The organism is Paramagnetospirillum marisnigri (genome assembly GCF_001650715.1).
Taxonomy (GTDB): Bacteria; Pseudomonadota; Alphaproteobacteria; order Rhodospirillales; family Magnetospirillaceae; genus Phaeospirillum; species Phaeospirillum marisnigri.
In genome coordinates, this window is the sequence record NZ_LWQT01000088.1 from 14,014 (window position 1) to 25,177 (window position 11,164).

The 11,164-nt window shown below is 65.2% G+C and carries 12 protein-coding genes and 1 riboswitch; of the genes, 4 read left to right on the forward strand and 8 right to left on the reverse strand.

The genetic code is table 11. The features are described 5' to 3' along the window. Nucleotides 1-12 precede the first annotated feature (12 nt). The 3 genes from gcvH to A6A04_RS16090 all read right to left on the reverse strand — a co-directional run bounded on the left by gcvH (nucleotide 13) and on the right by A6A04_RS16090 (nucleotide 2,533). The gene (gene gcvH, locus A6A04_RS16080; protein ID WP_068494691.1) at nucleotides 13-390 is read right to left on the reverse strand and encodes a glycine cleavage system protein GcvH; all 378 of its coding nucleotides are present in this window, start codon (nucleotides 388-390) and stop codon (nucleotides 13-15) included. 3 nt (nucleotides 391-393) lie between these two features. Continuing rightward, the gene (gene gcvT, locus A6A04_RS16085; RefSeq protein WP_068494692.1) at nucleotides 394-1,509 is read right to left on the reverse strand and encodes a glycine cleavage system aminomethyltransferase GcvT; all 1,116 of its coding nucleotides are present in this window, start codon (nucleotides 1,507-1,509) and stop codon (nucleotides 394-396) included. 192 nt (nucleotides 1,510-1,701) lie between these two features. Beyond that, nucleotides 1,702-1,809: riboswitch (glycine riboswitch) on the reverse strand. Nucleotides 1,810-1,915: 106 nt separating this feature from the next. Next, nucleotides 1,916-2,533 carry a hypothetical protein gene (locus tag A6A04_RS16090; RefSeq protein WP_245651249.1) on the reverse strand — a complete coding sequence of 206 codons (618 nt, stop codon included), beginning with the start codon at nucleotides 2,531-2,533 and terminating at the stop codon, nucleotides 1,916-1,918. Between the two features lie 107 nt (nucleotides 2,534-2,640). Between A6A04_RS16090 and ispH the strand changes: the two genes are divergently transcribed. From ispH to rnhA, 3 genes are read left to right on the forward strand one after another with little or no spacing between them, the layout of a single operon-like run. After that, on the forward strand, nucleotides 2,641-3,603 hold the full coding sequence (gene ispH / locus A6A04_RS16095) for a 4-hydroxy-3-methylbut-2-enyl diphosphate reductase (RefSeq protein ID WP_456095285.1): 963 nt from the start codon (nucleotides 2,641-2,643) through the stop codon (nucleotides 3,601-3,603). Nucleotides 3,604-3,628: 25 nt separating this feature from the next. Next, entirely contained in the window at nucleotides 3,629-4,591 is a 963-nt protein-coding gene (locus tag A6A04_RS16100) for a homoserine kinase (RefSeq protein WP_068494696.1), read from the forward strand. Between the two features lie 31 nt (nucleotides 4,592-4,622). Further along, on the forward strand, nucleotides 4,623-5,081 hold the full coding sequence (rnhA, locus tag A6A04_RS16105; RefSeq protein ID WP_068494698.1) for a ribonuclease HI: 459 nt from the start codon (nucleotides 4,623-4,625) through the stop codon (nucleotides 5,079-5,081). 262 nt (nucleotides 5,082-5,343) lie between these two features. On the opposite strand, the gene A6A04_RS16110 is transcribed toward rnhA, so the two are convergent. The 5 genes from A6A04_RS16110 to A6A04_RS16130 form a co-directional block, all read right to left on the reverse strand. After that, nucleotides 5,344-5,829: a YajQ family cyclic di-GMP-binding protein gene (locus A6A04_RS16110; RefSeq protein ID WP_068494700.1), complete on the reverse strand. Its 486-nt coding sequence runs from the start codon at nucleotides 5,827-5,829 to the stop codon at nucleotides 5,344-5,346. A gap of 58 nt (nucleotides 5,830-5,887) precedes the next feature. Next, nucleotides 5,888-6,691, reverse strand: coding sequence for an ABC transporter permease (locus A6A04_RS16115; RefSeq protein ID WP_068494701.1), 804 nt, complete (start codon nucleotides 6,689-6,691; stop codon nucleotides 5,888-5,890). A 166-nt stretch (nucleotides 6,692-6,857) separates the two neighbouring features. Continuing rightward, nucleotides 6,858-7,601, reverse strand: a complete 744-nt coding sequence (locus tag A6A04_RS16120) for an ABC transporter ATP-binding protein (RefSeq protein WP_068494704.1) — start codon at nucleotides 7,599-7,601, stop codon at nucleotides 6,858-6,860. Further along, nucleotides 7,598-8,860, reverse strand: a complete 1,263-nt coding sequence (locus A6A04_RS16125; RefSeq protein WP_068494706.1) for an EAL domain-containing protein — start codon at nucleotides 8,858-8,860, stop codon at nucleotides 7,598-7,600. Before A6A04_RS16125 ends, A6A04_RS16120 begins: the two co-directional genes overlap by 4 nt. Before the next feature lie 8 nt (nucleotides 8,861-8,868). Continuing rightward, entirely contained in the window at nucleotides 8,869-10,200 is a 1,332-nt protein-coding gene (locus tag A6A04_RS16130) for a hypothetical protein (RefSeq protein ID WP_068494708.1), read from the reverse strand. Between the two features lie 151 nt (nucleotides 10,201-10,351). Here A6A04_RS16130 and A6A04_RS16135 point away from each other — a divergent pair, with 151 nt between their 5' ends. After that, nucleotides 10,352-11,104, forward strand: a complete 753-nt coding sequence (locus A6A04_RS16135; RefSeq protein WP_082914988.1) for a metallophosphoesterase family protein — start codon at nucleotides 10,352-10,354, stop codon at nucleotides 11,102-11,104. Nucleotides 11,105-11,164: the final 60 nt, after the last annotated feature.

Here is an 11,164-nt window from a genome sequence, read left to right on the forward strand (position 1 = left end):
GCGCGAAAGGTCCTATTCCAGGGTCGCGAGATAGGCGTCATAGGCGGCCCGGTCCATCAGGTCGGCCAGTTCGGCCGGATCGGACAGGGTCAGCTTGAAGAACCAGGCGCCATCCTCGGCGGATTCGTTGACCAGGCCGGGCTGGTCGACGATGGCCTGGTTGCCCTTGGTCACGGTGCCCGACACCGGGGAATAGACCTCGGACGCCGCCTTGACCGACTCCACCACGGCGGCCTCGTCGCCCTTGGCGATGGTGCGGCCCGGCTCGGGGACCTCGACGAACACCACGTCGCCGAGCGCGTGCTGGGCGTAATCGGAAATGCCGACGGTGCCCTGGTCGCCTTCGACCTTGATCCACTCGTGGTCCTTGGTGAAACGCATCTCGCTCATAGCTCAGCCCTTGAAATAGCGGTGGGGGACGAAGGGAAGGGAAGCGACCTCGGCATCCAGCGCCTTGCCGCGAACCATCAGTTTCAGTTTGGTGCCCTGGGCGGCGAAGTCCTTGGGGACATAGCCCATGGCGACGGGGCGGTCGGCCGAGGGGCCGAAACCACCGGAACAGATTTCGCCCAGGCGGTTGCCCGCCTCGTCGGTGATCTCGGTATGGGCACGGGCGGGCGCCCGGCCCAGCGGCTGGATACCGACCCGCAGGCGGGAAGGGCCTTCCGCCAGTTGCTTCTGGATGATGGCATCGCCGGGGAAGCCGCCCTCGGCGCGGCGGCGCTTGCCCAGAATCCAGGAAAGACCCGCTTCCACCGGGGTGGTGGCGGTGTCGATGTCCGAGCCATAGAGGCACAGCCCGGCTTCCAGGCGGAGCGAATCCCGCGCCCCCAGACCGGCGGGCATGATTCCGGGCAGGGCCAGCAGCTTGCGCACCAACTCCTCGGCCCGGTCGGTGGGGACCGAAATCTCCCAGCCGTCCTCGCCGGTATAGCCCGAGCGGGTGGCGAGGCAACCGATGCCCGCGATGTCCAGTTCGCGGATGGTCATGAAGGTCATGGCCAGGGCATCGGGGCAGAGGGTTCCCAGCGCCTCGGCCGCCTTGGGGCCTTGCAGCGCCACCAGGGCGCGGTCGGTGATCATGCGCATCTCGACCTGGGTCCCGATGGCGGCCTGCATATGGGCGAAGTCCTCATGCTTGCAGGCGGCGTTGATCACCAGGAACAGGTGGTCGTCGGCCAGTTTGCTGACCATCAGGTCGTCGAGGATGCCGCCTTGGTCATTGGTGAAGACGGTATAGCGGGTCTTGCCCAGGCCCAGGCCGATGATGTCGCCGGGGACCAGGGTCTCCAGCCAGCGGGCGCAGTCCTTGCCCCTGATTTCCACCTGCCCCATATGCGAGACGTCGAACAGCCCGGCGCTGGCGCGGGTATGCAGATGCTCGCCCAGAACCCCGGCCGGGTACTGCACCGGCATGGAATAGCCCGCGAACGGCACCATCTTGGCGCCCAGCTCGCGATGCAGCGCGTCCAGGGGGACTGTCAGCAATGGGGTATGGGAATCGCTCACCGGGTTCCTCCTTGGCGGCATGGGCCGCCGGGGTCAAAGGGCTCGCGGACATGCCTGTGGCGTCGTCCGGTTTGCCCCCCTCTGTCCTTGGAACCTGAAAGATTCACCGTCTCGCCCAGGGGGCGGTGGCGGCTTACATCGTCGGTGGGCCGGTCAGCCTTGCGGGGCCATCCGGCACGCTTTCCAGAGTTTCATCCCCCCGCGGTCCGTTTGCCTGAGAGTTTCCAGGGGCGGTTGCTCCTTCGGCGCCACCCTCGGCTCCGTTGCCGGAACCGGGGCGATCTCTCCCACGGGGATCATCTGCGGGGGCCATCTTAGACGCCCCACCCATGGAGTCAACCCGAGTTGTGATCTATATGTTGTAGGTCATCGCCCGATCATCACCGATGATTGGGTGGCGCGCCGCCTATCGCTTCAGGCGGCGATTGGCCTCCAATTCCTCGGGCGAAAGCTGGAAGCCGATATAAATCTCGTAATCATTGATGATGTCCTTGCTCTTGATGGGCAGCAGCATGAACACATCGTTGTCGGTGGTCCGGGCCTGGTCCATCCCTTCCGGGAATTTCACCGGCACCGAGAATTCGGCCTTGGCCGCGGCCGAGGGATAGTATTTCGGGATGGCGACGAAATAGTTCAGCGTCGACTCGCGCGAGGTGGCGGCGGGGCCGCGCTTGACCTCGAAGCCGACCTGGATGGTGACCTCGGACCCCTTGGGGGTGTAGGAGCACTCCCCCTTGAAAGCCACGATCTCGGCTTCCAATTCCACATCGGTCAGATCGCGCCCCGGCCCTGGCCGGTACTGGGTGATCTTGGCGGCGTCGGACAGGATGTAGATGGGCGGGCAAGGCGGCGGGGTGCGCTTCTTGGTGGGGTTCAAGATGTCGAAATCGCTGGCGCAACCGGCAAGAGCGAGCGGGGCGGCCACGGCGAGCACGGCCAGACGGGAGAGACGGAGGGGCATGGGCTTCCTGAACCAGGGAGGGGAGACCGGAAGGCTTTCAGGCCGGTTGGCGAAATCGCTCATGCCATTCTTCCTTCGACGGTGCAACATCTGCTAAACACGGATCGACTTTAAAGAAGGCGGCGACGCCGCACAAGCCGACAGCCGCCTTGACCAAGAGGGTAATGCTCGTGACCAATGCCACCGTTCCCGCCAAACGCCCCCTGACCCTGGTCCTGGCCAGCCCGCGCGGTTTCTGCGCCGGTGTCGACCGCGCCATCCATGTGGTGGAGAAGGCGCTGGAGAAATATGGCCGCCCCGTCTATGTCCGCCACGAGATCGTCCACAACAAGTTCGTGGTGGAATCCCTGGCGCAGAAGGGCGCGGTCTTCGTCGAGGAACTGGACGAGGTGCCCGACGACGCGGCGGTGGTGTTCTCGGCCCATGGCGTGCCCAAGACGGTTCCCGCCGAGGCCGACCGTCGCGGCCTGACCTCGCTGGACGCCACCTGCCCGCTGGTGACCAAGGTCCACCGCGAGGCCGAGCTGCACCATTCCATGGGGCGCCAGATCATCATGATCGGCCATGCCGGGCACCCCGAGGTGATCGGCACCATCGGCCAGGTTCCCGAAGGCGCGGTGCTGCTGGTGGGCACCCCGGCCGAGGCGGAGGAGGTGCAGCCGGTCGATCCCGAGATGCTGGCCTATATCACCCAGACCACCCTGTCGGTGGATGACGCCGCGGCGGTGACCGAGGTTCTGTACCGCCGCTTCCCCGACATCGTCGGGCCGAAGCGGGAAGACATCTGCTACGCCACCACCAACCGGCAGGCGGCGGTGAAGACCATTGCTCCGCGCTGCGAGGCGCTGATGGTGATCGGCTCGCCCAATTCGTCGAACTCGTCGCGGCTGGTGGAAGTGGCGGCCCGGGCGGGTTGCGCCCGCTCGGTGCTGGTGCAGCGCGCCGCCGAGGTGGACTGGAGCCTGCTGGATGGAGTGGACCGGCTGGGCATCACCGCCGGGGCCTCGGCGCCGGAAATCCTGGTGGAGGAAGTGGTGGCCGCCGCGCGCGAACGCTTCGACGTCACTATCGAGGAGGTGAAGGTGACCACCGAGACGGTGACCTTCAAGCTGCCGCAGGCTTTGTCGGAATAGACGCGAAACAAGGGGGCGGGGGGGAATGGCGGTCTATACCGAGGTCTCCGACGACGAGCTGGATGCGTTCGTCGCCGAATACGATATCGGCCAGGTGGTGTCGTGCAAGGGCATCGCCGAAGGCGTGGAGAATACCAACTACCTGCTCCAGACCGACCGTGACTCCTATATCCTGACCCTGTACGAGCGCCGGGTGAATCCCGACGACCTGCCGTTCTTCATCGGATTGATGGAGCATCTGGCGGCGCGCGGCTTGGCCTGCCCCACCCCCATCAAGGGCCGCGATGGCCGCATCCTGCGCAGCCTCTGCGGGCGCCCCGCCGCCCTGGTCAGCTTCCTCAAGGGGGTGTGGCACCGCCGCATCGCGCTGAACCACTGCGCCGAGCTTGGCCCGGCCATGGCCGAGATGCATCTGAAGGGCGCCGATTTCCCCCTGACCCGGCCCAACAATCTGTCGCTGGACGGCTGGCGCGGCCTGTTCGAGGCCATCCGGCCCCGCGCCCCCGAGATCAAGGCCGACCTGGCCGAAGTGGTCGAAGCGGAACTGGCCTATCTCGAGGCCCATTGGCCCCAATCCCTGCCGGTGGGTCTGATCCATGCCGATCTGTTCCCCGACAATGTGTTCTTCCTGGGGGAACGCTTGTCGGGGCTGATCGACTTCTATTTCGCCTGCACCGATTTCCTGGCCTATGACATTGCCATCTGCCTCAACGCCTGGTGCTTCGAAGCCGACGGCGCCTTCAACGCCACCAAGGCCAGGCTGATGCTGGGCGGCTATCGCCGGGTGCGGCCCCTGTCGGCCGACGAGATGGACGCCCTGCCGCTGTTGGCCCGGGGCGCCGCCCTGCGCTTCTTGCTGACGCGCAGCTATGACTGGCTGAACACCCCCGCCGGGGCCTATGTCAAGCGCAAGGACCCCATGGAATATTTCCGCAAGCTGGTGTTCCACCAAGGCGTCGGCGGCCCCGGCGAATACGGCCTCGAATGAGGCCCTTTCCCACGCCTGAGGGACAAACATCATGAGCGAGGATGCTAAGCCCGCCTCGGTGGAAATCTTCACCGATGGCGCCTGTTCCGGCAATCCCGGCCCCGGCGGCTGGGGCGCCATCCTGCGCTTTAAGGGCAAGGAGAAGGAACTGAAGGGCGGTGATCCCGCCACCACCAACAACCGCATGGAAATGATGGCGGTGATCGAGGCGCTGAAGACCCTGACCCGGCCCTGCGCCGTCGATCTTTACACCGACAGCCAATACGTCATGAAGGGCATGACCGAATGGCTGCGCGGCTGGAAGGCCCGGGGCTGGAAGACCGCCGACAAGAAGCCGGTGAAGAACGAGGATCTGTGGCGGCTGCTCGACGAGGCGGTCTCGCGTCACAAGGTCAGTTGGCACTGGGTCAAGGGCCATGCCGGGCATGCAGAGAACGAACGCGCCGACCAGTTGGCCCGCGACGGCATCGCCGAGATCCGGGCGCGGTAGGGGTCGTCCGGTTCAAAATCCGGCTGATGGATCAGGTGGGTCACCACCAAGGCACCAAGGGGCTTCCTTTTCAGTCGTCATCACCGGGCTGCGTCCCGGTGATCCACGTGGCTCCGCCTAACCGCCCTGAGAAACAATGAGTTTGGCGGATGGGCGTGGATGCCCGGATCAGCCCCGGACTTGATCCGAGGGTCCATGGATGGCCGGGTAAAGCCCGGCCATGACGGGGGGAGAGGATGCTTCCACCTAAACCGGACAGCGTCTAATCCCGGAAATTGATGTATTGCAGCGGCTGGTCCACTTCCAGCTTCTTCAGCAGGGCGATGGCCTCTTGCAGGTCGTCGCGCTTCTTGCCGGTGACGCGCAGTTCGTCGCCCTGGATGGCCACCTGCACCTTCAGCTTGGCGTCCTTGATCTCCTTGACCAGGCGCTTGGCCAGCACCGTTTCGATGCCGTCCTTGATCTTGACCACCTGGCGCACAGTGTTGCCCGAAGCCTTTTCCACCGTCTGATAGTCCAGCGCCTTGGGGTCGACCTTGCGCCGGGTGAAGTGGACGGCCAGCAGTTCGTGCATCTGCTTCAGCTTCATGTCGTCGTCGGCCAGCACGGTGATGATCTGGTCCTTGCGCTCGGCCGAGCACTTGGAGCCCTTGAAGTCGTAGCGCTGCGCCACTTCGCGCATGATGCCGGCAAGGGCGTTGTCGACCTCGGCGAGGTCGGTCTTGGAAACGACGTCGAAGCTTGGCATGGCGAATGGTCCCCGGTCTGAAACTGCTGATCTATGTATCGCGGGGCGGGCGGTCTTGTCACTCACCCACGTTGAGCAGGGCGCCGCGAATGCGGGCGCCGTGCCACACCCACAGGAACACCGCCACCCCGGCGGCCAGATAGAGCGCGTTCAGGGCCAAGGCCGAGACCAGCAGGTCGGCGCGGAAGCCGTGGCCCAGCATCAGCGAGCGCATGCCCTCGAAGACATGGGCGGGCGGCAGCGCCCAGGCCAAGGGTTGCAGCCAGACGGGCAGGGTGCTGATGGGGTAATAGATTCCGGCCAGCGGCGCGATGGCGAAGATCAGCACCCAGGCCAGGCTCTCGGCGCCAAGGCCGAAACGCAGCACCAGGGCGGAAACCCCCAGGCCGATGGCCCAGCCGCTGACCATCAGGCTGGCCCAGAACGCCAGCAGCGGCAGGCCCAGTTCGAAGATGGAAAAGTGATAGAGCGGAATGGCCAGAAAGGCGGCGGGCAGCACGCCGATGACGGTCCGCACCAGGCTCATGCACAGCATGGAGGCCACCAGCTCGGCCGGGCGCAGGGGGCTGACCGACAGATGGCCGAGATTGCGTGACCACATCTCCTCCAGGAAGGACAGCGCCACCCCCAGATTGCCCCGGAACATCACGTCCCACAGGATGACGGCGCCGATCAGCACGCCGCCCGCCTGGGCCACCCAGGTGGAGTTGGTGGCGAAGAACTGGCTGGTGAAGCCCCACACCACCATGTTGATGGCGGGCCAATAGGCCATTTCCAGGATGCGCGGCCACGATCCCTTCAGGATGTAGAGATGGCGCAGGCACATGGCGCCGACGCGGCGCAGCGACAGGAAGAGAGTCATGTTTGTCCCTCATTCGCCGGGCGGGGCCTCGCGGCCCCTTCCCATAGGTCTCGCAGGAGCACTGCTCCTGCTGAGGGGCTCCTCCGCTGCGCTCCGGGCGCCTCCCTGCGGGCTATAGCCCGCCCGGGTCCAAAGACAATGGCGCCGCGCTTCGGCTGCGCCTCGCTCATGACTCCGCCGCCTTGCGGCGGTCGCGCGCGATGTCGAGGAACACTTCCTCCAGCGTGTCGCGGCCGAAGCGGCCGATCAGCTCGGCGGGCGAGCCCTGGTCGACGATGCGGCCCTGCTTCATGATCAGGACGTGGTCGCACATGCGCTCGACCTCGGTCATGTTGTGCGACGCCAGCACGATGGTGGCGCCGGTGCGGTCGCGGTAGTCCTGGAAATAGCTTCGCACCCAGTCGGCGGTGTCGGGGTCCAGCGAGGCGGTGGGCTCGTCCAGCATCAGCAGGTCCGGCTTGTTCAGCAGCGCCTTGGCCAGCCCCACCCGGGTCTTCTGACCGGCCGACAGCTTGCCCGCCGGGCGGTCGATGAAGTCGGCCAGCTCCAGTTCCTCGGCCAGTTCGGCGATGCGGTGTCCCAATTGGGCGACGCCGTAGAGATGGCCATAGACGGTGAGGTTCTGGCGCACGGTCAGGCGCAGCGGCAGTTCCACATAGGGGCTGGAGAAATTGAGGCGCGGCAGCACCCGATAGCGGTGGCGCACCATGTCCTCGCCCAGGATGGCGATGGCGCCGCTGCTGGGCAGCAGCAGCCCCAGCAGCATGGATAGCGTGGTGGTCTTGCCGGCGCCGTTGCCGCCCAGCAACGCCGTGGTCGAACCGGTTTCCACGGTGAAGCTGATATCGTCCACCGCCAGGACCGGCCCGAAGCGCTTGCTGACCGACGAGACCTTGATCGCCGCCGTCAAGGCCGGGGCCGCGCCCTAAGGCCGCGCTTGCGCGGGTCGCCCTGGACCAGGGTCTCGATATGGCGGCCCTGGAACAGGGTGATGCCCACCGAATGGCCGAATTCAATGGCCGCCTGGTTGTCGCAGCGGCACAGGATGATGCGGGTGACGCCGATGCGGCGCAGCGCCTCGGTCTTCTTGTCCTTTTCCTCGGTCAGCGACGGGTCCCAGACCAGCTTGATCAGGTCGGCGCCCAGGCGCTCGCGGTCGACGAAGGACAATTGGTGATAGGTCAGGCCGTCGATGCAGATGCGATAGCCCCGGTCATGGGCGAAATCGCGGGCGAACAGATAGGCGCCCAGATCGGCGAAGATATCCACCTTCTGCAGTTCCAGCACGATGGTGCCGCGCATGCCCGCCTTGATGTTGTCGTCGAACACCAGGAATTCCGGGGTCAGGATGGTGGAGACATTGAGATTGATGCTGATATCGCCTTCCAGGGTGCGGTCGTCGTGCTTGTTCAGCAAGGATAGGACGCGGCGATCCAGGGTCTCGGTCAACTGCTGGAACAGCCAGGGGCTGGAATTGACGTTGACGCTGGGAAACAGGGTCTGGCGCAGATCGGCGATGGAGATGAACAGCTCGTGGAACACCGGCTGGGGCGGAGCCTTGCCCACCATGGCGCAGATGGCCTGGCGGCGCATCAGATTGGCCAGGTCGGCCTGGCCCAGCGAGTTCTCGACCCGGGCCAGCAGTTCCGGGGTGAAGGGCGATCCCGACGGCTTTTGCGGGCCGCGATTGGCCATGGCGGTGGGAGAGGCCTTGGCGGCGCGCTTGGCGGCCTCGTCCTGGACCATCTTCTGGGCCAGGGTCAGCAGCACCTCGTATTCGCGGTCCAGGGAATACCAGGTGCTGAAATGGCCGCTGCCGCCGCCGGAATGCTGTTCCTCCAGCACCAGCGGGTCTTCCGAGAACAGGAAGCGCAGCTTGACCACCGCCGCCTCGACCTCGTCCTGGGCCTGGGCCTTGTAGATCACCATCAGGTCGGAATTGCCCATGGTGAACACCTGGGCCTGCATCATCTTGACCAGGTTCTCGAAGGTATTGCCCGCGATGCGCATATGGTGGTCGCGGCGGTTGACCGCCTGCAGGCCGGACAGGTGGACGTGGACCGCCTTGCGGTCGGCGCGGTGGCGCTCCAGCCGGTGGACATAGTCCAGCAGCAGGTTTTCCTGGCTGGCGGCGCGGGGCTGGGCGGCGGCGGGGGGCGGGTTGAACATGGGCGGCGCTACCGGAGGGCCTTGAGCGGCGGGAAGGCGTCAAGCATGTCGTTATTGCCGCATTCCACCCGGGTGCGGCCGGTCAGGACGCCATGGCGCTGGGTGCATTGGTTCAAGGTGCAGGCGGACGACTTGTCGCACTGGGCCATGGTGACGGCGGAAATCATGGAGTCCAGGAAGCGTCCCTGGAACATGCGGATGCCCTGGGCCAGTCCCCAGGAAATGGACAGTTCGGTGTCGCAGCGCGACAAGATGACGCGGTCGAAGCCCACCGGACCCAGCGCGTGCTGCAACTCGGCGGTCTTGATGTCGTCGATCATGTCGGGGCTCCAACTGACCTTGACGAAATCGGTGTCGAACAGCTCGGCGTCCATGAACTGCAGCGTCAGCGGGCTCATGCCGTCCAGCACCGATTTGTGCCCGCGCGAGCGCAGCTTGTCGCGCGCCCGGAAGAAGCCGTCCAGGTCGTTGAAGATGTCGAGCAGCTGGAATTCCACCACCAGCCCGGCGCGGCCCCGGATGGAGGCCTCGAACTGCTGGAACACCGGCGTCTCGATGGTGGCCATGTTGAGGTTGACCGAGAAGGCGGCGGGCATCTTGCGGAAGCCCGAATCCTGCAGCACCGACAGCACCCGAAGGTCGAGAATTTGCGACAGATGCTGGAACAGCCAGCGGTTCGACAGGATGTTGACGTCGGGGGCCAGGGCCTTCTGCAGGTCCATGATGGACATGAAGAATTCCTGGAACGCCACCTCGGCGGTCATCTTGTCGTTGATGATGATGCAGGCCTGGCGCCGCACCACGCCCGCGATGTCGGTGGCGCCGATGCGTTCCAGGACCTTGGTCAGTGTCTTGGAATCCAGTTCCTGGATTTGCGGCGCCTTGCGGTCGGCGGCCATCTGCTTCTTGGCCTGGGCGACCATGGCGCCGCACAGCGAGAAGAAGGTATCGAAATCCGCTTCCAGGTCGTAATAGGTGACGAAGCGGTCCTGGCCATCGGCGGATTCGGCATAGGTCAGCGGATCGGTGGAGAACAGGGCGCGCAGCTTGAACACCATGGCGTCCAGCTCGCTGATGCGCGCGTCCTTGCACAGCAGCACGATATCGGAATTGGTCAGCAGGAACATCTGGCCATGGAAGGCGTCGACCATGGTCTCGAACAGGCGGAAGGCGATGCGGATGCGGCCCTCGTCGCGATTGGCGGGCTGCAACTGCGACAGATGCAGGTGTAACGCCACGCGCCCCTCCCTGATGCGCCCCACCCGTTCGGCGGCATCGTAAAGAAGGTTCTCGGGCGTGACGACTTCCTGCTGCCCAGTTCCGAACGCTCCGGCGTTCATCCCATCTCCATTTCTCGGTCCGTGCTTGCCAGGACCATTTTTGCCCGCCAGATATAAAGCGAGGTTACAATTCGTGAAAATACCATTGGCCGGTCGGTGTGTCCTAGAGGAAATGAGCAAACAAGCATTGCCGCAAAACGATCTCTCACCGATGGCGCCGCCCCAGATGGCGCCGCCAAAGGGGACCAGGGTCTATGCCATCGGCGACATCCATGGTCGGCTGGATCTGCTGGGGTCTTTGCTGGATCTCATCGCCGAGGATGTCTCTTGCGCGCGTCTGGCGGAAAGCCCGCCCGACCGGGTGGTGGTGGTCTGCCTGGGCGACCTGATCGATCGTGGGCCGGACTCCCGGGCGGTGGTTGATCGGCTGGTGGCGGGACCGCCCGCCTCGGGGCCGCTGGCCGGATCGCAATGGGTTTGCCTGCGCGGCAATCATGAAGACTATCTGATGCAGTTCCTCGCCGACTTCTCCATGGCGCCGTCCTGGTTCCGCAATGGCGGGTTGGAGGCGCTGAGGTCCTATCTCGGCGGACTTCCCGACGATCTGGTGGCCGACTATCCGGCGCTGCAGCGCAAGCTGTACCGCGCCATGCCGCCGACCCATCTGCGCTTCCTGTCGCGCATGCCCGCCCGCCATGTGGAAGGCGACTATGTGTTTGTGCATGCGGGCATCCGCCCCGGCATTTCGCTGGAGCAGCAAGACAGTTTCGACCTGATGTGGATTCGCGAACCCTTCCTCAGCCATGAAGGCCCCTTCGACAAGGTCGTGGTGCATGGACATACCGGCGTGACCGAGCCGGAAATCCATCCCCATCGCATCGCTATCGACACCTTGGCCTATCGCACCGGGCGTCTGACCTGCCTGGTGCTGGAAGGGAACAGCCGCCGTTTCCTGGGGACCTGAGCCTTTTATCTTGCAAGCCGAGGCCCGTTGGGTTAACCGAGCCCGACAGGCCGATCCCTC